This window comes from Sulfitobacter sp. PM12 (genome assembly GCF_045586035.1).
In the GTDB taxonomy this organism is placed as follows: Bacteria; Pseudomonadota; Alphaproteobacteria; order Rhodobacterales; family Rhodobacteraceae; genus Sulfitobacter; species Sulfitobacter pontiacus.
In genome coordinates, this window is record NZ_CP151529.1 from 2410047 (window position 1) to 2433418 (window position 23372).

Annotated in this window: 20 protein-coding genes; 9 read left to right on the forward strand and 11 right to left on the reverse strand. The window is 59.0% G+C overall.

The window, feature by feature from the left end; all coding sequences use genetic code 11:
• Positions 1-4: 4 nt before the first annotated feature.
• The 5 genes from AADW22_RS11790 to AADW22_RS11810 form a co-directional block, all read right to left on the reverse strand.
• On the reverse strand, positions 5-1792 hold the full coding sequence (locus tag AADW22_RS11790; RefSeq protein WP_005854159.1) for a penicillin-binding protein 2: 1788 nt from the start codon (positions 1790-1792) through the stop codon (positions 5-7).
• Positions 1789-2142 (reverse strand): hypothetical protein, encoded by a 354-nt coding sequence (locus tag AADW22_RS11795; RefSeq protein WP_005854161.1) that lies wholly within the window; start codon positions 2140-2142, stop codon positions 1789-1791. The genes AADW22_RS11790 and AADW22_RS11795 overlap by 4 nt, the downstream gene beginning before the upstream one ends.
• On the reverse strand, positions 2139-3131 hold the full coding sequence (gene rsmH / locus AADW22_RS11800; RefSeq protein WP_407473779.1) for a 16S rRNA (cytosine(1402)-N(4))-methyltransferase RsmH: 993 nt from the start codon (positions 3129-3131) through the stop codon (positions 2139-2141). The genes AADW22_RS11795 and rsmH overlap by 4 nt, the downstream gene beginning before the upstream one ends.
• Before the next feature lie 5 nt (positions 3132-3136).
• Positions 3137-3640, reverse strand: coding sequence for a division/cell wall cluster transcriptional repressor MraZ (mraZ, locus tag AADW22_RS11805; RefSeq protein WP_081781250.1), 504 nt, complete (start codon positions 3638-3640; stop codon positions 3137-3139).
• Between the two features lie 768 nt (positions 3641-4408).
• A complete protein-coding gene (locus tag AADW22_RS11810) occupies positions 4409-5479 on the reverse strand; it encodes an Mrp/NBP35 family ATP-binding protein (protein ID WP_407473780.1) in 1071 nt (356 codons plus the stop codon).
• Between the two features lie 513 nt (positions 5480-5992).
• Here AADW22_RS11810 and AADW22_RS11815 point away from each other — a divergent pair.
• The gene (locus tag AADW22_RS11815; protein ID WP_009824940.1) at positions 5993-6205 is read left to right on the forward strand and encodes a DUF1127 domain-containing protein; all 213 of its coding nucleotides are present in this window, start codon (positions 5993-5995) and stop codon (positions 6203-6205) included.
• A 220-nt stretch (positions 6206-6425) separates the two neighbouring features.
• On the opposite strand, the gene AADW22_RS11820 is transcribed toward AADW22_RS11815, so the two are convergent.
• Positions 6426-8846, reverse strand: a complete 2421-nt coding sequence (locus AADW22_RS11820; protein WP_407473781.1) for an ATP-dependent helicase — start codon at positions 8844-8846, stop codon at positions 6426-6428.
• A 348-nt stretch (positions 8847-9194) separates the two neighbouring features.
• Between AADW22_RS11820 and AADW22_RS11825 the strand changes: the two genes are divergently transcribed.
• The 3 genes from AADW22_RS11825 (at position 9195) to AADW22_RS11835 (ending at position 13614) form a co-directional block, all read left to right on the forward strand.
• Positions 9195-12635: a pyruvate carboxylase gene (locus AADW22_RS11825; protein ID WP_407473782.1), complete on the forward strand. Its 3441-nt coding sequence runs from the start codon at positions 9195-9197 to the stop codon at positions 12633-12635.
• Positions 12636-12639: 4 nt separating this feature from the next.
• Complete coding sequence (locus tag AADW22_RS11830) at positions 12640-13026, forward strand: VOC family protein (RefSeq protein WP_039912114.1); 387 nt, start codon at positions 12640-12642, stop codon at positions 13024-13026.
• A gap of 105 nt (positions 13027-13131) precedes the next feature.
• The gene (locus AADW22_RS11835; protein WP_407473783.1) at positions 13132-13614 is read left to right on the forward strand and encodes a DUF2244 domain-containing protein; all 483 of its coding nucleotides are present in this window, start codon (positions 13132-13134) and stop codon (positions 13612-13614) included.
• Between the two features lie 3 nt (positions 13615-13617).
• Here AADW22_RS11835 and AADW22_RS11840 read toward each other — a convergent pair whose 3' ends face one another.
• Positions 13618-14076, reverse strand: a complete 459-nt coding sequence (locus tag AADW22_RS11840) for a GatB/YqeY domain-containing protein (protein ID WP_005854179.1) — start codon at positions 14074-14076, stop codon at positions 13618-13620.
• A 198-nt stretch (positions 14077-14274) separates the two neighbouring features.
• Here AADW22_RS11840 and carA point away from each other — a divergent pair, with 198 nt between their 5' ends.
• Positions 14275-15435, forward strand: coding sequence for a glutamine-hydrolyzing carbamoyl-phosphate synthase small subunit (gene carA / locus AADW22_RS11845; protein ID WP_005854180.1), 1161 nt, complete (start codon positions 14275-14277; stop codon positions 15433-15435).
• 97 nt (positions 15436-15532) lie between these two features.
• Positions 15533-17449, forward strand: coding sequence for a glycosyltransferase (locus tag AADW22_RS11850; protein ID WP_407473784.1), 1917 nt, complete (start codon positions 15533-15535; stop codon positions 17447-17449).
• On the opposite strand, the gene AADW22_RS11855 is transcribed toward AADW22_RS11850, so the two are convergent.
• A complete protein-coding gene (locus tag AADW22_RS11855; protein WP_005854182.1) occupies positions 17446-18099 on the reverse strand; it encodes a GntR family transcriptional regulator in 654 nt (217 codons plus the stop codon). The genes AADW22_RS11850 and AADW22_RS11855 overlap by 4 nt on opposite strands.
• 98 nt (positions 18100-18197) lie before the next feature.
• On the opposite strand from AADW22_RS11855, the gene AADW22_RS11860 reads away from it, so the two are divergent.
• The gene (locus AADW22_RS11860; RefSeq protein ID WP_037963998.1) at positions 18198-18845 is read left to right on the forward strand and encodes a pyrimidine 5'-nucleotidase; all 648 of its coding nucleotides are present in this window, start codon (positions 18198-18200) and stop codon (positions 18843-18845) included.
• Between the two features lie 9 nt (positions 18846-18854).
• Positions 18855-20057, forward strand: coding sequence for a UbiH/UbiF family hydroxylase (locus AADW22_RS11865; RefSeq protein WP_407473785.1), 1203 nt, complete (start codon positions 18855-18857; stop codon positions 20055-20057).
• Between the two features lie 18 nt (positions 20058-20075).
• Here AADW22_RS11865 and AADW22_RS11870 read toward each other — a convergent pair whose 3' ends face one another.
• From AADW22_RS11870 to AADW22_RS11880, 3 genes are read right to left on the reverse strand one after another with little or no spacing between them, the layout of a single operon-like run.
• Complete coding sequence (locus tag AADW22_RS11870) at positions 20076-21203, reverse strand: aminotransferase class V-fold PLP-dependent enzyme (protein ID WP_407473786.1); 1128 nt, start codon at positions 21201-21203, stop codon at positions 20076-20078.
• Positions 21204-21252: 49 nt separating this feature from the next.
• Complete coding sequence (locus AADW22_RS11875; RefSeq protein WP_005854186.1) at positions 21253-21714, reverse strand: Lrp/AsnC family transcriptional regulator; 462 nt, start codon at positions 21712-21714, stop codon at positions 21253-21255.
• On the reverse strand, positions 21711-22166 hold the full coding sequence (locus tag AADW22_RS11880) for an Lrp/AsnC family transcriptional regulator (RefSeq protein WP_407473787.1): 456 nt from the start codon (positions 22164-22166) through the stop codon (positions 21711-21713). The genes AADW22_RS11875 and AADW22_RS11880 overlap by 4 nt, the downstream gene beginning before the upstream one ends.
• A 135-nt stretch (positions 22167-22301) precedes the next feature.
• Here AADW22_RS11880 and ilvC point away from each other — a divergent pair, with 135 nt between their 5' ends.
• Positions 22302-23324 (forward strand): ketol-acid reductoisomerase, encoded by a 1023-nt coding sequence (gene ilvC, locus AADW22_RS11885; RefSeq protein WP_009824953.1) that lies wholly within the window; start codon positions 22302-22304, stop codon positions 23322-23324.
• The last annotated feature ends 48 nt before the right edge of the window (positions 23325-23372 follow it).

Consider the following 23372-nt stretch of genomic DNA (forward strand, 5'->3'; position numbering starts at 1 on the left):
TATATTAGTTGCTGCTGGAGAGCGTTATATCAGCGAGGCTGTCCGGTTCAACAGTCGGTCGCAGACCCAGCAGAGGCGCGACGCGACGGACCATTTCCGCGGCCACGGGCACGGCTGTCCAACCGGCCGTGCGGCGCGGTTTGTCGCCCGAGGTTTCGACAGGTTCGTCCAGTGTGACGATCAGCACGTATTTGGGATCATGCGCCGGGAACATGCTGGCAAAGGTCGCGATGACCGTATCCTCAAGATAGCCACCACGGGGGCCGGGTTTATCCGCCGTACCGGTCTTGCCGCCGATCTGGTAGCCGGGCACTTCGGCAAAGCTGGCCGTGCCTTCGGTCACCACCGCACGCAGCATTGCGCGGGCATCCGCCGCCGCGCGTTCAGACATCACACGGGGGCCGACCACGGGGCCAGATTGCTTGCGCAAAGTCGGGGTGACCTTGTGCCCGCCATTGGCGATGGCAGAATAGCCCGCCGCCAGATGCATCGGGCTGGAGGACAGGCCGTGGCCATAGGAGACGGTTACGGTGCTCAGCTCTTGCCAGCGCTGCGGCAGCAAGGGCTTGCCGCCAGAGGCTTCGACGATCTCGAAGGGGGTTGGTTCAAAGAACCCGAGGTTTTTCAGGAATTCCTGCTGACGCTCCGCGCCGATCTCAAGCGCAAGCCGCCCTGTCCCGCGGTTGGAACTGTGCACGATGATCCCCGTCACCGTCTGCTTGCCGTAGTTCTTGCCGTGGAATTCGCCAATGCGGAAGCCGCCGACCTTCATCGGGCCAGAGGTGTCGATCACCGTATCCGCAGTGGCAATGCCAAGGTCGATCGCCTGTGCCGCGGTGAAAATCTTGAAGACAGAGCCCAGCTCGTAGACGCCTTGCACCGACCGGTTGAACAGCGGGCTGTCGGACGCATCGCCTGTGACGGCGGCATGGGGCCGGTCGTTGGGGTCGAAAGAGGGCAATGATACGGCGCTGATCACCTCGCCCGTGTGGACATCCATCAGGACCGAGGTCGCCCCCTTGGCGTTCATCAGCTTCATGCCGCCATAAAGAATACGCTCGGACGCGGCCTGTACGGTCATGTCGATCGACAGTTCCAGCGGTTTGTTCCCATTGGCCGGATCGCGCAGATAATCGTCAAAGTATTTCTCTGCCCCCGCGACGCCAATCACCTCGGCGGCATGGACACCCTCGCGGCCATAGCTGGCCCCGCCCATGATATGCGCGGCAAGCGACCCATTGGGGTAAAGGCGCATATCACGCGGCGCGAACAGCAAGCCCGGCTCGCCGATATCATGCACGGCCTGCATCTGCTCGGGGCTGATTTTCTTCTTGATCCACAAGAACTTGCGCTTTCCGGTAAAGTCGCGCAGCAGGCGTTCCTCGTTCAGATCGGGGAACACAGCCATCAGCTTTTTCACGGCCCCCTGCGGGTCGATCATGTGGTGCGGCTGCGCATAAAGCGCATGTGTCTCAAAATTGGTCGCCAGCAGATTTCCGTTGCGATCGACAATATCGGCGCGGGTGGCCGAGATCACGGAACCCGGGGCCGCCGCGCGCGGCTCTGTCGGGTCGGTGGTCGCCATGACCCCCATACGCGCGCCCACAACGGTGAAGGCGCAGAAAAAGAAGACCCCCAGAACCAGCAAACGCCCCTCGGCGCGCTGCCGCGAGGCGTCGCGCATCTGCTCGTGGCGGATACGCTTGTTCTCGCGCTCGATCGCATCGGGGTTTTCGCCCTTTTGACGGGCTTCAAGAATACGGGCCAGCGGGCGCAGCGGGGTGCGGATCATTCGGGGGCCTCCATCGAGGATACGTCAACGCCGTCGGTGATCTCGAACAGCGGCAGTTCTGGCAGCGGCGGGTAGCTCACCTGATCGATAGATCCGAACTGGTCGGGATGCAGCGGCAAGAGGTTCAGCCGGTCAAAGTTCAGCTCTGCCAGATCGCGCAGACGGTCGGGGCGGTTCTGATAGGCCCATTCCGCCTTGAGCACGGCCAGACGGCTGTAGGCTTCGCGGATTTCATAGCGCAGGTCATCGGCATCACTCAGGGCTTGCTGGGTCGCGTAATTCTCGCGGTAGGCCCAGAAGGCCAGCCCGATCACCGAAAAGGTGGTTAGGATGTAAAGCACGGTTCTCATACGGTTAATCCCCTGACCATAGGCATGCCGAGTGCCTTGGCATCGATGCTGCCCGCAGGCGCATCAGTGCGAATTGCGACGCGCAGCTTGGCCGAGCGGCTGCGCGGGTTCTCTTCCAGCTCTTGCGCATCCGGCCCGATGGCCTTGCGCTTGAGGATCTTGAATTGCGGCTCGGGTGCTTCGATTTCGGGCGCAAAGCGATTGGCATTGCCCCCTGCCCCCGCACGCGCCGTCAGGAAGCGTTTGACCATACGGTCTTCGACCGAGTGGAAGGCCACAACGGCCAGCTGGCCACCGGGTTTCAACGCGCGTTCCGCCGCCATCAACCCGTTGAACAGCTCGCCATATTCATTGTTCACCGCAATGCGCAGCGCCTGAAAGCTGCGGGTCGCGGGATGCGACTGGCCGGGTTTCGAGCGCGGCAAACAGCTTTCGACCAAGCCTGCAAGCGCCAGCGTTGTGGTGATCGGGGCTTCTTCGCGGGCACGTACGATCGCTTTGGCGATGCGGCGGCTGGCACGTTCTTCACCGTATTGGAACAGGATATTGGCGATGACCTCTTCCTCGGCCTCGTTGACGATATCCGCCGCCGAGGGGCCGTCCTGGCTCATCCGCATATCAAGCGGCCCGTCACGCATGAAAGAGAACCCGCGCTCTGCCAGATCAAGCTGCATGGAGGACACGCCCAGATCGAGCACGATCCCGTCCAGATCCTGCGCATAATCGTCCATCTTGGAAAAGACGCCGCGCTGCATGACGATCCGGTCGCCATAGTCACCGGCCCAGGCCTGCGCCATCTCAAACGCCAATGGATCACGGTCCACGGCCACCACCTGCGCAGCGCCCGCGTCCAGCAGGCCACGGGTATAGCCGCCCGCGCCAAAGGTGCCATCCAGCCAACGCCCCGACACAGGGGCCACCGCCGCCAGCAAGGGGCGCAGCAGAACCGGTGTGTGCGGGGCGGAGGGGGTATCGCTGGGTCCGCTCATATCGATCAAGCCTCCGGCTTGCCGTCCAGGAAGGCCATCGGATCAAAGTCTTCTGGCAGATCGTCCAGCCACTCCTCTTCGCGGGCCTTTTCCTCGGTCTCGTAGGTTTCGGGCTTCCAGATCTGGAAGGTATCACCGGCGGCGATAAAGAATGCTTCGTTTTCCAGGTCGATCTTGTTGCGCAGCTTGGCTGGAAGAACCAGGCGGCCCGTTTCATCGACCGATGTGGGAAAGGACTGACCGTGGAACAGGCGCTGCAGCATCTTGCGTTCCATCGACCCGCGCGGCAGCGCGTCGATCTTGTCGTCCACCTCTTCGATGGCCTGCATGGTATAGCATTCAAGATAGCTGCGGCGGCTGTCGCCATAGACGATCACCAGCTCGGGCGTGCCACCGTTTTGCCAATTCGGATCACCGGCTTCCAACACACGACGAAAAGAGGCTGGGATAGACACCCGCCCCTTCGTATCGACCTTGTGTTGGCTTTCGCCTCTGAACCTGCGGCTCACGTGTTTGTCCCTGCCTGCGACGCTTGTGCGCCCTAAAATCATGCCCCCGGCGGTAGATGTAGAAACGGCGGGCTGATCTGCTGCCACTGATCAACCCGCCGCCCGTCCCGCCTTGGCGGGGAAGTCCGACTGCGCGCGCCACCTGGGGGGATGTCTGCTCGCTCGCGCGCCGGATCTCTTGGTCTGATGAAAGCGAGGTGCCTGTATGAACCTGCTAAAGTTTTATTTGGTCGTTGGGGTCGTTTGGTGCCCCGTGTCTCGTTCTCATCCGATGCACTAGGGATGCCATGGGAATTGATGGGCGTCTATAAGTTTTTTGGGAAATACACACCAAATTTGGTTTTGCACAGGGTTGTAAATCAACATGTGGGAAAGAAATATCAGCAATTTTTAGCTTATCTCGATTAAACGTGAAATTTGACCACAACATATTGATGTTAAAAACGCGTGCTGAAATTTCCCACAATTTCCCAACAATTTTAGACCACAGAGTTATCCACAACCTGTGTTCGCGGCTTGTTCCCCGATCGCAACGCCAATTGCAACTGTTTTATCGCGCAAACTGAGGATTCCGCGCCTCAGACAGCCATTTTCCGCCGAATCACCTTGCCAATCCGGCAGGGTCCGGCCGGCGATCTCCCATGTTTTCCCATGAAGTTTTCCCATGCGATCCCATAGGCACGTCCACACGACGCCGATGAACGCGAAACGCCGCGCAGGGGGCTGCGCGGCGTTGAGTATAGATAGGATGGTGATGGAGATTGCCCCTTAGGCCATCCCACCCTTGATCAAACCTTCGGCGATGCAGGCATAGGCCTGAGCCATCGGCCCATCCCCCGCGGCCACCGGCGTGCCACCATCGCCCGAAAGCCGGGTATCAAGATCGATGGGTAAACTGCCGAGCAAAGGCACCTCCATCTTCGCAGCTTCGGCTGCAACCCCGCCATGGCCAAAGATTTCATGTTCGGACCCACAATCAGGACAGACAAACAGCGACATATTCTCGATCAATCCCAACACGGGCGTCTTCAACGTATTGAACATATCAATCGCCTTGCGCGCATCGATCAGCGCCACGTCCTGCGGCGTTGACACCACGATCGCGCCAGACAATTCGGATTTGGTACATAGTGTCAGCTGCACATCGCCCGTGCCCGGCGGCAGATCGACAAGCAACACGTCCAGCTCGCCCCACTCTACCTGCCCCAGCATCTGCTGCAGCGCGCCCATCAACATCGGGCCACGCCAGACCACAGCCTTCCCCTCCTCCATCATAAAACCGATGGACATCAGGGTCACACCATGGGCGTGCAGCGGGATGATCGTCTTCCCATCCGGCGAGGCGGGCCGCTTGTTCACCCCCATCATACGCGGCTGACTGGGACCATATATATCGGCATCCAGCAAACCGACCTTGCGACCTGCTCGCGCCAGCGCCACGGCGAGGTTCGAGCTCACGGTCGATTTGCCCACGCCCCCCTTGCCCGACCCAATGGCGAGAATGCGCTGCACGCCAGCCGGTTTCATCGGGCCATCCTGCGCCTTCGGGTGCCCGCCAATCTTTAGGCTTGGGGCCGATTGCTTTGGCGCGGGGCCATGGGCCGTCAGGGCGACTGTTACGCTGCCAACACCATCAACCTCGCGCACCACGGCCTCTGCCGCGTCGCGCAGCGGGGCCATCTGCGCGGCGACCTGCGCATTGGGGGCTTCTATTACAAAGCGCACCACATCGTCCTCGACCGTCAAAGCGCGGATCAGATCGTGATCAAGGATAGATTTCCCATCCGGCAGCATCACCCGGGCCAGAGCAGATTCGACGTCGGATTTAGAGAGCGGCATGACATATTCCTTTCGAGACTGCTTTTGACATGGCAGTTTCTGGCCAAATCGCAACCCTACGTTCGCATGCCGCACAGCACCAAGGCAAAACGAACATTTAGCGCCCAAAAATTACGCAAAACCCCTATGTTTTCGCTGCATGGCAGCAATGCACAATTTGAGAATTGTGCAAACGCAGCAAATAGGTCAAAAAGGTTTCAGGAGCGCAGACACTGCGAGCCAAGAATAAGACCAAACTCATCCATCCTCCTCCCGGATGTGTTTGCTTTCGGCGGCGATACCCTCCTCCTCCCTGGTATCGTCGCCATTTTTTTCATACAATTCCTCCTGACTGCTAAAGCGCTTGCGCTAGGGTTATTTTGTTCCCGATCAAGACGTTACGTCACCTTTTGCCCATGCATTTTCTGCATAGCAGCATTGACGATCTGACTATTGTGCAGATGCAGCATTTTACTACATAACCAACACAAGACGAATGATAACGAACACAGACGAAACAAGACGAGGTATCCGATGGCCTACTTGAACGCTACAACCGCACCGACCCTGGCAGACCGCTTTGCCGCGCTGATGTCCGCACTCGAGACTCGCCGCAAGCAACGCCGCGTATACCGCTCGACTTTCAACGAGCTGAGCTCCTTGTCCAACCGCGAGCTGAACGACCTGGGCATGGGCCGCTCGCAAATCCGCGGCATCGCGCTGGAAACAGCACGCAACGCTGCATAAATCATACTGGATCGGGCACACGCACCCTCCCTGTTGTGTGCCTGTAGAAAGCTTCGGGTCTCCTCCTCCTCCCTGAGACCGGCGGCTTTCATAAACGTCCCCTTCCCCCTTTCCTCCCGATTGGATTGGGGACGTAGATAAAGACGGCGGTGCTTTCCTCCCAAAGCACCGCCGTTCTTGCATCTAATTCTTGATATTTCGTAAAACTCATGACGCCCGTTTAGAACGGAACGTCATCCGATGCGCTCAGATAGCGCGACACGACCTTCTTGATCCCGGCCTTGTCAAAGCTGATCTCAAGCTTATCCCCTTCGATTCCAACGACTTCGCCATAGCCAAATTTCTGGTGGAACACCCGTTCTCCCATCGCAAAACTGCTGACGGCGGACATGTCGATCGTCACATTTCGGGCTTCCGAAGGCTGGCTCACGCTGCGCGCTTGGCTGCGCGTCTGCAATCTGCGCCACCCCGGAGAATTATATACATTCGCTTCAGCGGCTTTTTCATGCAGATTCGATTTAGGCATCGCTGCGCCATACCCGCCACCATACAGCCCCGGCGGGGTCAGCACATCCACATGGGCTTCGGGAAGTTCGTCGATAAACCGTGACGGCATGGCGCTTTGCCACTGACCAAACACGCGGCGGTTGGCCGCAAAAGAGATCGTGCAAAGCTGCTCGGCCCGCGTGATTCCGACATAGGCAAGCCGCCGCTCTTCCTCTAGCCCCTTCAGGCCAGATTCGTCCATCGATCGCTGCGACGGAAACAGCCCATCCTCCCAGCCGGGGAGAAACACCGCCGGAAACTCTAGCCCCTTGGCCGCATGCAACGTCATGATCGACACTTTGGCGCCACCATCGTCGCTTTCATTATCCATGATCAAGCTGACGTGTTCCAGAAAACCTTGAAGATTCTCGAACTGCTCCAACGCTTTAACCAGCTCCTTCAGGTTCTCAAGCCGCCCCGGAGCTTCCGGCGTTTTGTCGTTCTGCCAAAAACCAGTATATCCGCTTTCATCCAAAATAATCTGCGCCAATTCCACATGGCTGACTTCGGGCGGGCCATATTCCTCGTGAAACAGCGGCGCACCTTCGTCGATGACGCTATCGTCATCAACCACAGTCTGTAGGCGCGGGCCCCGCGCCAGTTCGGACCAGCGCTGAATCCCGTCGATGAGCAGACGCAACTGCGCCGCCCCACGACCGCCAATCCCGCCATTCGCCAATAGGATCCGCGCCCCCTCCACCAGGTTCACACCGTTTTCCCGCGCGGTTTTCTGTATATTTTGTTGCGCTTTATCGCCCAAACCACGCTTGGGCGTGTTCACGATTCTCTCAAAAGCAAGATCGTCATCAGAGGAGGTAACCACCCTGAAATAGGCCATGGCGTCGCGAATTTCTAACCGTTCATAGAAACGCGGTCCACCGATCACGCGGTACGGTAGGCCAATGGTCAGGAATCGATCCTCGAACGCGCGCATCTGGTGCGATGCCCGTACAAGAATCGCCATATCGTCCAATGTGTATGGATCAAGCTCGCGTGTGCCGCGCTGCAACGCTTCGATTTCGTCGCCGATCCAGCGCGCCTCTTCCTCGCCATCCCAATGGCCGATGAGACGCAGCTTTTCACCCTCACGGGATTCCGTCCACAAGGTCTTGCCCAAACGCCCCTCGTTTCCTGCGATCACGCCCGAAGCGGCCGCCAGGATGTGCGGTGTTGACCGGTAATTCTGTTCCAAGCGCACCACATGAGCGCCGGGAAAATCTTTTTCGAACCGCAGGATATTGCCAACCTCGGCCCCTCGCCATCCGTAGATCGACTGGTCGTCATCCCCGACACAGCAGATATTCTTGTGGCCAGAGGCCAGCAGACGGAGCCACAAATACTGTGCCACGTTGGTATCCTGATACTCATCCACCAGAATATATTTGAACCACCGCTGATATTGCCCCAACACGTCTTCGTGCTGCTGGAAGATGGTGACCATATGCAGCAGCAAATCACCGAAGTCGCAGGCGTTCAGATCTTTAAGCCGCGCTTGATACTGCGCATAAAGCTCTGCTCCACGGTGGTTATAGGCCCCCGCATCGGCCGTAGGAATTTTGTCGGGCGTCAATGCGCGGTTTTTCCAGCCATCAATAACGCCTGACAGCAAACGCGCGGGCCAACGTTTGTCATCAATCCCTTCCGCTTTGATCAACTGCTTGAGCAGGCGCAGCTGGTCATCCGTGTCCAGAATGGTGAAGTTCGACTTTAGCCCGACCAATTCAGCATGGCGGCGCAACAGCTTGACGCAAATCGCGTGAAACGTACCCAGCCAAGGCATCCCTTCAATGCTCTGCCCCAGCATATGCCCCACACGGTTTTTCATCTCGCGCGCGGCCTTATTGGTGAAGGTTACCGCGAGAATCTCGTTCGGGCGGGCGCGCCCGGTGTTCATCAGATGCACGATCCGCGCCGTCAGAGCCTTGGTCTTGCCCGTGCCTGCCCCCGCGAGCATCAAGACAGGGCCGTCCATCTGCTCCACCGCGGCACGCTGGGCCGGATTCAGCCCATCAAGATAGGGTTGCGGACGCGCAGCCATAGCGCGCGATGATAGGGAAGCGCCCTCAAAGGCGGCCATTTCGTCAAAATCATTCATGCGGCCAATCTATCCTGCGCACGCACCAAATAAAAGACACGTTCGCAAAATGTTCCCGCCGCATTTTCTATAATGCAGCGGCGGTTTGCTAGCCGTCTAGCGTCAAAGCCGCAGGAATTATTGCTATCTGTTCCTCCTTATTACTCATGTCATTGCATAGGTACGATCGCGCCCTCGACTCGGCGTAGCACCCCATCTCTTTCCAAATGGTTAAAAATCCCCCGCGGAGCGCAAAAAACTTCTACTTGCACACCGTGTCAAACAGACGCAACAATGCCGCAGCGCAGCGTTAGCGCGTGCTCTAGACGCTTGAAAATTAAGATTTCTCGCCAGCAGGAAGGCCTAGCTATGACCGACTTTAAGAAAATTCTAATCGCAAACCGCGGCGAGATCGCCATTCGAATTATGCGCGCGGCCAACGAGATGGGAAAAAAGACGGTCGCCGTTTTCGCCGAGGAAGATAAGCTGGGCCTACACCGTTTCAAGGCCGATGAAGCCTACCGGATCGGGGCCGGTTTGGGGCCTGTCGCCGCCTATTTGAGCATCGATGAAATCATCCGCGTGGCCAAAGCCTCGGGCGCGGATGCGATCCACCCGGGCTATGGGCTACTGTCAGAAAATCCCGATTTTGTAGATGCTTGCGCGCAGAACGGTATTACTTTTATCGGGCCGCGTGCGGAAACAATGCGCGCCTTGGGCGACAAGGCCAGCGCGCGACGCGTAGCGATGGAGGCCGGCGTGCCGGTAGTCCCCGCGACAGACGTTCTAGGCGATGATATGGAGGTCGTCCGCAAGCAGGCGGCAGAGGTTGGCTACCCGCTGATGCTCAAGGCCTCCTGGGGCGGCGGGGGTCGTGGCATGCGCCCCATCGCGAATGAAGACGAACTTAAAGAAAAAGTGATGGAAGGCCGGCGCGAGGCAGAAGCGGCCTTTGGCAATGGCGAAGGCTATCTGGAAAAGATGATCCTGAAGGCGCGCCATGTCGAGGTGCAGATTTTGGGCGACAGCCACGGCGAAATCTACCATCTATTTGAAAGAGATTGTTCCGTTCAGCGTCGCAACCAAAAGGTCGTCGAACGCGCGCCTGCCCCCTATCTTACCGAAGAACAACGCGCCGAGATTTGCGAATTGGGCCGGAAAATCTGTGCACATGTTAACTATGAATGTGCCGGTACGGTCGAATTCCTGATGGATATGGACGACGGCAAGTTTTATTTTATCGAGGTAAATCCAAGGGTTCAGGTCGAACACACGGTCACCGAAGAGGTCACTGGCATCGATATCGTCCAGGCGCAAATCTTAATTGCCGAAGGCAAGACCATCGCCGAGGCGACGGGCAAGGCCTCGCAGGCAGATGTGCAGCTGAACGGTCATGCGTTGCAGACTCGGATCACCACCGAAGACCCCCAAAACAACTTCATTCCTGATTATGGCCGCATCACCGCCTTTCGTGAGGCCACCGGCATGGGCATCCGCTTGGACGGCGGTACCGCCTATTCGGGCGGGGTGATCACGCGCTATTATGACAGTCTTTTGGTCAAGGTGACGGCGAAAGCTCAAACGCCCGAGCAAGCGATCGCCCGCATGGACCGCGCCCTGCGCGAGTTCCGCATCCGGGGCGTGTCGACAAACATCGCCTTTGTCGAAAATTTGCTGAAACACCCGACCTTCCTCGACAATAGCTACCACACCAAGTTTATCGACCAGACGCCCGAACTTTTCACCTTTGAAAAGCGCCGCGACCGGGCGACCAAAGTATTAACATATATCGCTGATATTACGGTGAACGGGCACCCTGAAACCAAAGGGTTCGACCGCCCTGCGGCGGCCGTCCGCGCGCCGCAGCCGCCCGCCGCCCGAGCCGAGCCGATGATGGGCACCCGGAACCTGCTTGAACAAAAAGGGCCGCAGGCTGTTGCCGATTGGATGGGGCAACAGCGGCAGCTGTTGATCACCGACACCACCATGCGCGACGGCCACCAGTCATTGCTTGCGACGCGGATGCGCAGCCATGACATGATCAAGGTCGCCCCGGCCTATGCCGCTAATCTTCCACAGCTTTTCTCGATGGAGTGCTGGGGCGGTGCGACTTTTGATGTGGCCTATCGGTTCTTGCAAGAATGTCCGTGGCAGCGCCTGCGCGACCTACGCGCTGCCCTGCCAAACGTGATGACGCAAATGCTGCTGCGCGGGTCGAATGGCGTGGGCTATACCAATTATCCGGACAATGTGGTGCAAGAATTCGTCCGCGTGGCCGCGACCGAGGGTGTCGATGTTTTTCGCGTGTTTGACAGCCTGAACTGGGTTGAAAACATGCGTGTCGCCATGGATGCGGTGATTGAAAACGGTAAGATTTGCGAAGGTACCGTTTGCTATACCGGCGACATTTTTGATCCGGACCGATCCAAATACGACCTGAAATACTATATTGCTATGGGCAAGGAACTGAAAGCGGCCGGTGCCCATGTTCTGGGTCTGAAAGACATGGCCGGCGTGCTCAAGCCGAATGCGGCCAAAGTATTGATCAAAGCGCTGAAATCCGAAGTCGGTCTGCCGATCCATTTCCACACGCATGACACCGCAGGCACGGCGACCGCGACGATCATGGCTGCCTCCGAGGCGGGCGTGGACGCGGTAGATTGCGCCATGGACGCGCTTTCGGGCAACACGTCTCAGGCGACGCTCGGGTCCGTAGTCGAAGCGCTGAAACACACGGATCGCGACACGGGCCTGTCGATGGACGCGGTGCGCGAAATCTCTAACTACTGGGAAGAAGTGCGTGGCGAATATGCCGCGTTCGAGACCGGCATGCAGGCCCCTTCCTCCGAAGTCTATCTGCACGAGATGCCCGGCGGGCAGTTCACCAACCTCAAGGCGCAGGCCGCGTCGATGGGGCTGGATGATCGTTGGCCCGAGGTCGCTAAAACCTATGCCGAGGTGAACCAGATGTTTGGTGATATCGTCAAGGTGACGCCGTCGTCCAAAGTGGTCGGCGACATGGCTCTGATGATGGTATCCCAAGGGTTAACCCGCGCGCAGGTCGAAGACCCGAAGGCAGAAATGTCCTTTCCTGACAGCGTGATCGACATGATGCGCGGCAATCTGGGCCAGCCTCCGGGCGGGTTCCCTGACGCGATTGTCGACAAAATCCTGAAAGGCGAAAAACCGAACACGGAACGCCCCGGTGCCCATTTGCCCCCTGCCGATCTTGAAGCGACACGCAAGGAATTGCGCGACCTTCTGGAAGGGGCTCAGGTTGAAGACGATGACCTGTCAGGGTACCTGATGTACCCCAAGGTTTTCCTGGATTACATGGGTCGTCACCGGACCTATGGCCCTGTCCGTGTATTGCCGACCCGCACCTTTTTCTACGGGATGGAACCGGGCGAAGAGATCACCGCGGAAATCGACCCGGGCAAGACGCTGGAAATTCGTCTGCAAGCCTTGAGCGAGACCAATGAAGACGGCGACGTTAAGGTCTTTTTTGAACTGAATGGCCAGCCGCGCGTGGTGCGCGTGCCCAACCGGATGGTCAAAGCGACGACCGCACAACGTCCCAAGGCCGAGATCGGCAACGTCAATCACATCGGAGCGCCGATGCCGGGGGTTGTTGCCTCGGTCGGGGCGACGGTGGGTCAAAAGGTCAAATCCGGCGACCTGCTTCTGACCATCGAGGCGATGAAAATGGAAACCGGTATCCACGCGGACCGCGATGCTGTGGTCAAAGCGGTTCATGTCACGCCGGGTGGCCAGATCGACGCCAAGGATCTGCTGGTCGAGCTGGAGTGATCCTATGCGCCTTTCTGCCCTGACTTTGATCGTTCCCAGCTACGACGAAGGAATATCCTTTTACTGTGGCACGATGGGGTTCGAGCTGACACAGGACGAGGACCAGGGGCATAAACGCTGGGTGCGCGTCACCCCTTCGGGTGGCGGCACCGGCTTTATCCTCGCCGAACCGGGCGACGATACTCAGCGTGCAGCGATTGGGAACCAAGGTGCGGGCCGGGTCTGGTTGTTTCTAGAGACCGAGGATTTTGCCCGCGACCATGCCCGACTTTTGGCTGGGGGCGTGACATTCGAAGAAGCCCCTCGCCATGAACCCTATGGCACTGTCGCGGTGTTCCGCGACGCTTTCGGCCATCGCTGGGATCTGATTGAACCGCGCACGACCCCCTAGAAAAAACATCGGCCCTGACACTTGGGGTCGGATGCATTCTGCCGCATTGATCAGGCCCGTTCTGCTGCTACGTTCAGGGCTTGGCACGACAGATGGACACCCCCCATGCCCTATGAATGGAAAACCCGACCCGACGCCTCGACGCAGGTTCTTCGCCTGCGGCCGCACCAATCCCTGCCGGCAAAGGGATTCGCCAGTTTTATCCTTATCACGTTCGTCCTAATTCTGATCCCCGTTCTGCCACTGTTGGGGACTGTTTTGCTGTGGGGGCTTCTTCCTTTCATGCTGGCCGCCGTCGCGGCGATGTATTGGGCGCTACAGCGCAACCATAAGGCCAGACAGATTGAAGAAGTGTTTACGCTCGACCACAATACAGCACATTTATCCCATCGCACCGCGCGCGGAGAGGTCAAGGAATGGCAGTGCAACCGGCATTGGGCCGTCGTGACGAAATATGAAAATGACGGCCCCGTACCCCATTACGTGACCGTGCGCGGCATGGGCCGCGAGGTCGAAATCGGGACCTTCCTGAGCGAAGAAGAACGGATCGCCCTTTATGACGAGCTGAACCGTTCGCTGATGCGCTGAGCCTTAGCTCAGCCGCTCTTTCACTTTGGGGCCAACCGCGCCAAAATCCATTTGCCCCGTGTACTTACCTTTAAGCAGGCCGATCACCTTGCCCATATCACGGATCGATGTCGCACCCACTTCGGCAATGGCGGCATCGACGGCCTTGGCGGTTTCTTCTTCGGTCAGCTGACGGGGCAGAAACTCTTCGATCACGGCGATCTCTTCACGCTCGCGATCCGCAAGATCAAGCCGCCCGCCCTCTTCATAGGCGCGTACGGATTCCATACGTTGTTTCGCCATTTTACCTAAAATCGCGAGCACTTCGGCATCGCCAACACCCGTGTCGCCTTCATCGGCGCGCGCCGCGATGTCTTTATCCTTGATCGCCGCATTGATCAGCCGCAGGGTCGACAGCCGGTCCGCCGCCTTGTCTTTCATTGCCTGTTTCAGTGCATCCGAGATGCGAGTGCGCAGTACCATTACATCGTCCTTTTGACCCTAGGGGGTATTAAGCCGTGCAACATAGAGATATTGCGCGGCGCAGGCAATGCCACAAGCCTCGCGCAACCCATTGAATAACAACGATATTTCATTTTCAACCTGCTATTGACCCCGACGAACTGCGGCTTTAGGTTGCCACCGTTTAACTCCATATACCTGCCGCTGGAGGCCCCCGACATGACCGCGACCACATCACCTCGTCCGACTGCCTGCCTGGCGCTAGCGGACGGATCGATTTTCTACGGCATGGGCTTTGGCGCAACGGGAGAGACCGTGGCCGAGCTTTGCTTTAATACAGCGATGACGGGCTATCAGGAAATCATGACCGACCCGTCCTACGCGGGGCAGATCGTGACCTTTACCTTCCCCCACATCGGCAACACCGGCACCAACCCCGAAGATGACGAAACCGGCGATCCGGTCGCAGCGGGGATGGTTGTCAAATGGATGCCCACCGACCCGAGCAACTGGCGTTCGGTCCAGCCGTTGTCCGAATGGCTGGCATCGCGCGGGCGCATCGCGATTGGTGGTATTGATACACGCCGCCTGACCCGCGCCATCCGGCAGCAAGGGGCCCCTCACGCGGCATTGGCGCATAATCCTGACGGCGTTTTCGACGTCGAAGCGCTGGTCGCTGCAGCACGCGGTTTCGCGGGGCTGGAAGGCATGGATCTGGCGAAAGATGTCAGCTGCAAACAATCCTACCGCTGGAATGAAATGCGGTGGGCTTGGCCCGACGGCTATACTGCGCAGGAAAACGCGCCTCATAAAGTGGTCGCGATCGACTACGGTGCCAAGCGCAACATCCTGCGCTGCCTTGCCTCGGCCGGCTGCGACGTCACGGTGCTGCCCGCCTCTGCCACGTATGAAGATGTGATGGCGCATAATCCTGACGGGGTTTTCCTGTCAAACGGCCCCGGCGATCCGGCGGCGACCGGCGTGTATGCCGTGCCGATGATCAAGGATGTCATCGAAAAGACAGAGCTTCCGGTTTTCGGCATTTGCCTTGGCCACCAGATGCTTGCGCTGGCTCTTGGGGGGCAGACGGTCAAAATGGGTCACGGTCACCACGGCGCGAACCACCCCGTGAAAGACATTGATACCGGCAAGGTCGAAATCACCTCGATGAACCATGGTTTTGCCGTCGATGCGCAAAGCCTGCCAAGCGGAGTGGTTGAAACGCATCAGTCGCTGTTTGACGGCTCCAACTGCGGCATCCGGATGGAGGGACGGCCCGTCTGGTCCGTTCAGCACCACCCCGAAGCGAGCCCCGGCCCGCAAGACAGTTTCTATCTGTTTGAACGCTTTGCCGCGGCGATGGCAGAGCGGGCCAGCTAAACCTGATAATTGCGGGCGTTCTCTTCATCTGCAATTAATATCCCATTAAGTCATCTCTCCCAAGGTGGTCCTATTCCGACAGGAAGGGATTCGCCCGTTGAGCAACCTTGGATTAGAGCTGAAAGCACCCAGTCCCGCGCGTGTGCGCGGGCGCTATCGTCCCTTGGGGCGCATATTGGTCGACGCAGGGTTGATCGATCAGGCCGATCTGGTGCACGCGCTGGAAGCGCAGCGCGATCTGGATGCACCGCTTGGGGAAATCCTTCTGGCTCAAGGGCTTGTCTCGCGCAGTGAGGTGACCAAAGCACTGGCGCTGCAACATCAGATCCAGCAGGTCGACCTTGACGCAGACCCGCCCAAACCGATGCTTGCGCGCCATCTGTCTGCCGAAGCCAGCTTGCACCATAAGATTGTGCCGTGGCGGCGGATGAGACAAACGCTGTTTGTAGCTACCAGCCGGCCGGATACCCTTCATACCCTTACCAGCGACGCCTTCGGTACTAGCGATCTGGACATCGTACCGGTGCTGGCAGAACCCGCGCAGATCAACCGTCAGATCACCGCACTTTACGGGACCGAACTGGCCAAACGCGCGGCGGAGCGTGTGCCCTCTCATGAAAGCTGCCGAACATGGCGGGTTGCCGGGCCGCGCCGGCGTATTTGGGCCGCCGGTGCCATTTTTGTCGCGGGCATGCTGTTCGCGTTGCTCCCCGCGGTGACGTTTACGGCGTTTGTTCTATGGGCATTGTTCTGCAGTACCATGATCATGACGCTACGATTGTCGGCCTTTCTGGCGCGCTGCCTGTGGGGGAACACACCACTGCCTTCAGACCCGGCCGCACCATCGCCCCCGACACGATGGCCAAAGGTATCGGTTCTCGTCCCGCTTCTTCATGAGGAGGAGATTGCCAGCGCCTTGATCGCACGCCTGTCGCAGCTCAGCTATCCCAAGGCGCTGTTGCAGATCGTACTAGTACTGGAGGAAGGCGATCAAATGACCCGTGACACCATCGCGCGAACCGAACTGCCCTTTTGGTTCGACGTGATCGAAGTACCGCAAGCAGGCAAACTGCGCACCAAACCCCGTGCCCTGAACTATGCGCTGGAATTTTGCAGCGGCAGTATTATCGGCGTGTGGGATGCCGAGGACGCGCCGGAGGCCGACCAGATCAACCGCGTTGTACAACACTTTGATCAGGCGCACAAAAACGTCGCGTGCGTCCAAGGCGTTCTGGATTTTTATAATGCGCGCACCAACTGGATCTCGCGCTGTTTCACACTGGAATATGCGACTTGGTGGCGCGTGATCCTACCCGGTGTCGCGCATCTGGGGCTGATCATTCCCCTCGGCGGCACCACATTATTTTTCCGCCGCGCCGCTTTGGAGAAACTGCGGGGCTGGGACGCCCATAACGTCACCGAAGATGCAGATCTTGGCGTCCGCCTCGCGCGGCATGGCTATAAAACCGACCTACTGCCGACTGTCACTTACGAAGAGGCCAATTTCCGTGCGTGGCCGTGGATCAAACAAAGGTCACGATGGCTGAAAGGCTTCTTGATCACATGGGTCGTGCACAGCCGTGCCCCCCTCCGGCTGATCCGTGATGTCGGGCTCATTCGGTTTTTGGGCGTGCAGGTACTGTTCCTCGCGACCTTCTGCCAGTTCATCTTTGCCCCCCTGCTCTGGTCTTTCTGCCTACCGCTGTTCGGCGCAGCACATCCTGTCCAGACAACACTGGGCGCTGACGTGTTCTACGGGCTTTTCGGATATTTCCTCTTTGCGGAAATCCTCAATATATCTGTCGCGATGACGGCGGTTTCGGGTCCGCTGCATCGCCACCTTATACCCTGGGCGATCACCCTGCCGTTTTACTTTATTCTCGGCTCTTTCGCGGCCTATAAGGCGCTATACGAATTCGTGGTCACGCCGTTTTATTGGGACAAGACCGAACATGGCGTACCACATAAATCCAGCCCCATCGGTTCTACGGCGTCACCACTTCATCCACCCTAGCCTTCGTCTTTGCGCTGCGCCGCTTCTTGCTTGAGCCGCGTCATGAAGGCGACAGAAATATGCGTGCGCAATGCTTCATCCGCACCATCTTCGTCACGCTGTTCGATCATCTGAACAATGCGGTCATGTTCATCCTGCGCGATCGCACCGCGCCCATCCACGGCCAGTGACGATGTCGCCATCAGCGCCATGGACCGGTGCACCAGATCAAGTTGCTGCACCAGATACCGGTTGTGCGACGCGAGATGAATTTGTTTGTGAAAACGGCGGTTCGCACGCGCCAGCGCCGCTGGATTGTCGCGAAAAGCGTCGTCTTCCTCGACCATTTCGCGCAATACACGGACTTCTTCAGCGGTGGCGTGACGGGCGGCAAGCCGCGCGGCCAACCCCTCCAACTCGCCGCGTACGACGTAAAGTTCGGCCACCTGATTATGGTCCAAGGATGCAACGATCAGGCTCCGCCCGTCCCGCGCGAGCAAGGATTGCGTCTCAAGCCGTTGTAATGCTTCACGAACCGGCGTTCTTGAGACACCGAAGCGTTCGGCCAGTTCGCTTTCCACCAACCGATCACCGGGGCGATAGGTGCCCACGTCAATCGCGTCCAGGATCATGGAATAGGCGTCTGTGGGTCCGGAGCGTGGCGTCGTCATTGGTTCTCTTTCAAAAGGCTCCGGCACCTTAGCCCCCGCGTCCAATTGCGCAACCCCGTGATCTTGCGCAGATCATCTGGTCAGCGTAGCAAGTCCCCATGCCACACACCTCTTTTTCTCATGTGAATACTTGGGTCTTCGACCTTGATAACACATTATACCCGCCATCAGCCCGCCTGTTCGACCAGATTGAACAGCGGATGACGCATTGGGTGATGACCGCCTTGAACGTCGATGAGCAGCGCGCGGATTATCTGCGCAGACATTATTGGCACACCTACGGCACCACGCTGGCCGGGCTGATGCGCGAACACGACCTTGATCCCGGCCCCTATCTGCACGAGGTGCACGAGATCTCCTTTGACGCGCTGATCCCGGATCCTCTGCTTGCCGCGCGGATCGCCGCCCTGCCGGGGCGCCGGATCATCTATACCAACGGCACTGCCCCCTACGCCGAAAAAGTCATTGCCGCACGGGGGCTGTCGGGCCTGTTCGATGCCATCTACGGCGTTGAACACGCGTCATTTTTACCCAAACCCGAACGTGCGGCCTACGACCTGATATTTGCCGCCGACGCATTGACCCCAACCACCGCCGTGATGTTCGAGGACGACCCCCGCAACCTGATCGCCCCGCATGACATGGGGATGGGCACCGTCCATGTGGCCGAGCACCCCGCGCCCGCGCCGCATATCCATTTCCACACCGATGATCTTTCGGCTTTTCTTGCACAGATCACGGGCTAACTGACGGGCATGACTATGGCATGTGATATCTTGATTTCGGGCGGCGGCATTGCCGGTTTGACGGCGGCAGCGGCTTTCGGCACCGCGGGTTTCAACGTGGTCTGCGTCGACCCCACGCCCCCCGTCACCGATGGTGCGGCGAAAGGGGCCGACATGCGCTCTACCGCGATGCTGCAACCGGCGCGCCGCGTGCTTGAGGCAGCGGGCATCTGGGCCCATCTGGAAGAACATGCCGCACCGTTGCAGGTGATGCGTATTGTGGATGCGGGCGGTGACGGCGTGACCCCGCTGACCAGCCGCGCTTTTGATGCTGCCGATATCTCGGATCAGCCCTTTGGCTGGAACTTCCCGAACTGGCTGCTAAGGCGCGCGCTTCTGGAGCGGTTAGAGGCTTTGCCGAACGTCGATTTCCTCCCCGGCACCGCAACCACCAGCTTGTTCACCCGCACCACCGGCGCACGCGTAAGCCTCAGCGATGGCACGAAAATTTCGGCAAAGCTCGTGATTGCCGCAGACGGGCGCGACAGCCCCATGCGCGACGCCGCCGGCATTGAGGTTACCCGCCAAAGCTATGGCCAAAAGGCGCTTGCCTTTGCCGTGACACACCCGATCCCGCATGAAAACGTGTCGACCGAAGTGCACCGCAGCGGGGGCCCCTTCACCCTTGTACCCCTGCCCGATCGCGACGGTCTGCCCTGCTCTGCCGTGGTGTGGATGGATGACGGCGCGTCCTGTCTTGCGCGGATGGCGCTTGACGCAGATGCGTTTTCCCAAGCCGCGACCGACCGCAGTGCCCATGTGCTCGGCCCGTTGACGCTGGCCTCCGAACGGGCGATCTGGCCGATCATCAGCCAGCATGCCGCGCGCCTCTCGGCCGAACGCGTCGCCCTGATTGCAGAAGCCGCCCATGTGATGCCCCCCATCGGCGCGCAGGGGTTGAACATGTCGCTGCAAGACATCGCAACGCTGCTGGAACTGGCGCAAAAGCACGGCGCTGATCTGGGCAGCCAGCACATGCTGGACGCCTACCACAAGGCGCGGTTTGGCGACATTCAGCTGCGCTTGCGCGGCATCGACCTTTTGAACCGCGCCAGTCAGGCGACAACGCCGCTGGCCCGCGATGCGCGTGCCAAAGGGCTCAGCGCGCTATACGCCCTGCCCCCCGTACGGCGCATGCTGATGGAGATGGGGTTGGGTATGCGGCAGGGCTGACCTGCCGCTCGCCTTTATTTACAGCACCTTATCGACCACAGCTGCCAACCGCGCCAGCGTGGCATCGACGTCGTAAAGCTTATCCAGACCGAACAGCCCCAGACGGAAGGTCTGGAAATCCTCCGGCTCGTCACACATCAACGGCACGCCAGCGGCGATCTGCATCCCTTCGGCAGCAAAGGCCTTGCCGTTTTGCACGGAGGGATCCGCAGTATAGTTCACCACCACCCCCGGCGCGCCAAAACCTTCCGCCGCGACAGAGGTAACGCCCCTCTCCGCCAGCATCTTGCGCACAGAATCCCCCAGACGCCACTGCGCCTCTTTCAGACGGTCAAACCCGTAGGATTTCGTCTCAAGCATGGTATCGCGGAATTGACGTAGCGCATCGGTCGGCATGGTCGCGTGATAGGCGTGGCCGCCATCTTCATAGGCTTTCATAATGCTATGCCACTTGGCCAGATCGATGGCAAAACTGTCCGATGTTGTCTCTCCCATGCGTGCAACCGCGCGATCCGACATCATGACCAGCCCGGCAGAGGGCGAAGCGCTCCAGCCTTTTTGCGGCGCTGAAAGCAATACGTCGACGCCAAGCGCCTTCATATCCACCCATGCGCAGCCCGACGCGATGCAATCCAGCACCACCAGCGCGCCGACGGCATGGGCCGCTTCTGCCATCTGCTTGATATAGTCATCGGGCAGGATCACCCCCGCACTGGTCTCCACATGAGGTGCGAAAACCACCTGCGGCTTATGCGTCTCGATGGCTTTGACAACGTCATCAATCGGGCTTGGGGCAAAGGGCGCGGGCGTGCTGTTGCCCTGCATCTGCGCCTTCATGACGGTGGCATTGCCGGTCAGATCGCCGCTCTCGATGATCTGGCTCCACCGATAGGAAAACCAGCCGTTGCGCACGACCAGCACCTCGGCCCCCCGTGCGAACTGACGGGCGACTGCCTCCATCCCGTAGGTGCCGCCCCCGGGGACGACAGCCACGGCATCGGCCTTGTATACGTCCTTGAGCAGAGTACTGATGTCGCGCATGACCTCTTGGAACACGGCGCTCATATGGTTCAAGGACCGGTCGGTGAACACGACCGAAAACTCTTCAAGCCCTTCCGGGTCAACTGAATTTAGCAAAGCGGGCATGATATCCTCCTGATGGTTTCGCGCGAACATAGCCGCTCGCGTGGTAAAGTCACAGGCCCAATGGTCCGGTCAGTCGTTCCTCGCTTAGAAGCACATTTGCCTCGACGGCCCCCGCCCCCGGCAGGGTCATGATCCGCCGCCGCAGTACCCGTTCGAAATCCGCCAGATCCCGCGCAACAACCCGTAAACGGTAGTCATATAGCCCCAGAACATGCTCCACCGTTTGGACCTCGGGGATGGCACTGACGGCGCGTTCGAAATCCTCTAGGCTAACCCGCCCTTTGGTCGCAAGCTTGACGCCAAGAAAGACGGTGACACCGAACCCCAATGCCTCCCGGTTCAAGCGCAGCCTCTTGCCGCGCAGGATGCCTGCCTCCTCCAACCGTTTGATCCGACGCCAAGTGGCAGGCTGCGACAGCCCCAGATGACGCCCCAGGGCACCGGCGCTTTGTGTGGCATCCCGGGCAAGCGACCGGATCAGCCGGTGATCCACCTCATCCAGCGTGATCATAGCGGTAACGCCTCCTCTGACTTGATCCGCGCCACATGCATCAGCGCCTCGATATCGGCAATATGCGGCAAGGTCAGAATACCCTCCCGGTAAATCTGCTGATAATGCACCATATCCCGCGCAATTACCGATAGGCGCACATCCACCCGCCCCAGAAAGGTCTGGAGCTCGATCACCTCAGGCAGTTGGCGTGCCTCTTCAAGAAAGCGGTCAAAGGCATTGCCCTGTGTCTTGTCCAAAGTGATCCGCAAGGACACCTCGACCGTGTAGCCCAATGCCGCCCAATCGACGACAGCCGCCACCCCCTGCACGATACCGGCTTCCTGCATGCGCGTGATCCGCCGCGACACCTTACCCGCAGTTAGCCCCGTAAGGTCGGCCAACTCCGCCGGCGACAACCCCGCATCCGCTTGCCAGTGGCGCAGAAGTCGTCGATCCATATCATCAAGCATGATTTTTCCATTTTTACCGCATACCGCGCATTACCATCTTCATTTTGCCAAATAAACTCACAATTCCGCAATGGCATCTCGCAGCAGCTTCGATATGGTCTCCCTAGATTTCAACGAACCCGAAAGGACGCCCCAATGCGCGTTTATTACGACCGTGACTGCGATGTGAACCTGATCAAGGACAAGAAAGTCGCCATCCTCGGCTATGGCTCCCAGGGCCACGCCCACGCGCTGAACCTGCGTGATTCCGGTGCGAAAAACCTCGTCGTTGCGCTGCGCGAAGGCTCCGCTTCGAAAGCGAAAGCCGAAGGCGAAGGCCTGAAAGTCATGGAAATCGCCGAAGCAGCAGCTTGGGCCGATGTGATCATGTTCACCATGCCCGACGAATTGCAGGCTGAAACCTACAAGAAATACGTGCACGATAACATCCGCGAAGGCGCTGCAATCGCATTCGCCCACGGCCTGAACGTCCACTTCGGCCTGATCGAACCCAAACCCGGCGTTGATGTGATCATGATGGCCCCCAAAGGCCCGGGCCACACTGTGCGCGGCGAATACACCAAAGGCGGCGGCGTGCCTTGCCTGGTTGCGGTAGACACCGACGCCACCGGCAAAGCGCTGGAAATCGGCCTGTCCTACTGTTCCGCCATCGGTGGCGGCCGTTCTGGCATCATCGAAACCAACTTCCGCGAAGAATGTGAAACCGATCTGTTCGGCGAACAGGCTGTTCTGTGCGGCGGTATCGTTGAACTGATCCGCTGCGGCTTTGAAACACTGGTCGAAGCCGGCTACGAGCCCGAAATGGCCTATTTCGAATGCCTGCACGAAACCAAGCTGATCGTTGACCTGATCTATGAAGGCGGCATCGCCAACATGGACTACTCGATCTCGAACACAGCGGAATACGGGCAATACGTCTCCGGCCCGCGGATCCTGCCCTACGACGAGACCAAAGCGCGCATGAAAGCCGTTCTCAGCGACATCCAGTCGGGCAAATTCGTGCGTGACTTCATGCTGGAAAACTCCGTCGGTCAGCCCACGCTGAAATCCTCGCGTCGCGCCAATGACGAACATCAGATCGAAGTCGTCGGCGGCAAGCTTCGCGAAATGATGCCCTGGATCTCTGCCGGCAAGATGGTCGACAAATCCAAGAACTGATCGCCATTGCAGCGATGTGGAAAGGCCCGGTTCTGCACCGGGCCTTTT

What these genes read in the sequence shown, in the direction of transcription:
- AADW22_RS11790 (WP_005854159.1), bottom strand. Translation starts at nt 1,792, where the DNA reads ATGATCCGCACCCCGCTGCGCCCGCTGGCCCGTATTCTTGAAGCCCGT.
- AADW22_RS11795 (WP_005854161.1), bottom strand. Translation starts at nt 2,142, where the DNA reads ATGAGAACCGTGCTTTACATCCTAACCACCTTTTCGGTGATCGGGCTG.
- rsmH (WP_407473779.1), bottom strand. Translation starts at nt 3,131, where the DNA reads ATGAGCGGACCCAGCGATACCCCCTCCGCCCCGCACACACCGGTTCTG.
- AADW22_RS11810 (WP_407473780.1), bottom strand. Translation starts at nt 5,479, where the DNA reads ATGCCGCTCTCTAAATCCGACGTCGAATCTGCTCTGGCCCGGGTGATG.
- AADW22_RS11815 (WP_009824940.1), top strand. Translation starts at nt 5,993, where the DNA reads ATGGCCTACTTGAACGCTACAACCGCACCGACCCTGGCAGACCGCTTT.
- AADW22_RS11820 (WP_407473781.1), bottom strand. Translation starts at nt 8,846, where the DNA reads ATGAATGATTTTGACGAAATGGCCGCCTTTGAGGGCGCTTCCCTATCA.
- AADW22_RS11825 (WP_407473782.1), top strand. Translation starts at nt 9,195, where the DNA reads ATGACCGACTTTAAGAAAATTCTAATCGCAAACCGCGGCGAGATCGCC.
- AADW22_RS11830 (WP_039912114.1), top strand. Translation starts at nt 12,640, where the DNA reads ATGCGCCTTTCTGCCCTGACTTTGATCGTTCCCAGCTACGACGAAGGA.
- AADW22_RS11835 (WP_407473783.1), top strand. Translation starts at nt 13,132, where the DNA reads ATGCCCTATGAATGGAAAACCCGACCCGACGCCTCGACGCAGGTTCTT.
- AADW22_RS11840 (WP_005854179.1), bottom strand. Translation starts at nt 14,076, where the DNA reads ATGGTACTGCGCACTCGCATCTCGGATGCACTGAAACAGGCAATGAAA.
- carA (WP_005854180.1), top strand. Translation starts at nt 14,275, where the DNA reads ATGACCGCGACCACATCACCTCGTCCGACTGCCTGCCTGGCGCTAGCG.
- AADW22_RS11855 (WP_005854182.1), bottom strand. Translation starts at nt 18,099, where the DNA reads ATGACGACGCCACGCTCCGGACCCACAGACGCCTATTCCATGATCCTG.
- AADW22_RS11860 (WP_037963998.1), top strand. Translation starts at nt 18,198, where the DNA reads ATGCCACACACCTCTTTTTCTCATGTGAATACTTGGGTCTTCGACCTT.
- AADW22_RS11865 (WP_407473785.1), top strand. Translation starts at nt 18,855, where the DNA reads ATGACTATGGCATGTGATATCTTGATTTCGGGCGGCGGCATTGCCGGT.
- AADW22_RS11870 (WP_407473786.1), bottom strand. Translation starts at nt 21,203, where the DNA reads ATGCCCGCTTTGCTAAATTCAGTTGACCCGGAAGGGCTTGAAGAGTTT.
- AADW22_RS11875 (WP_005854186.1), bottom strand. Translation starts at nt 21,714, where the DNA reads ATGATCACGCTGGATGAGGTGGATCACCGGCTGATCCGGTCGCTTGCC.
- AADW22_RS11880 (WP_407473787.1), bottom strand. Translation starts at nt 22,166, where the DNA reads ATGCTTGATGATATGGATCGACGACTTCTGCGCCACTGGCAAGCGGAT.
- ilvC (WP_009824953.1), top strand. Translation starts at nt 22,302, where the DNA reads ATGCGCGTTTATTACGACCGTGACTGCGATGTGAACCTGATCAAGGAC.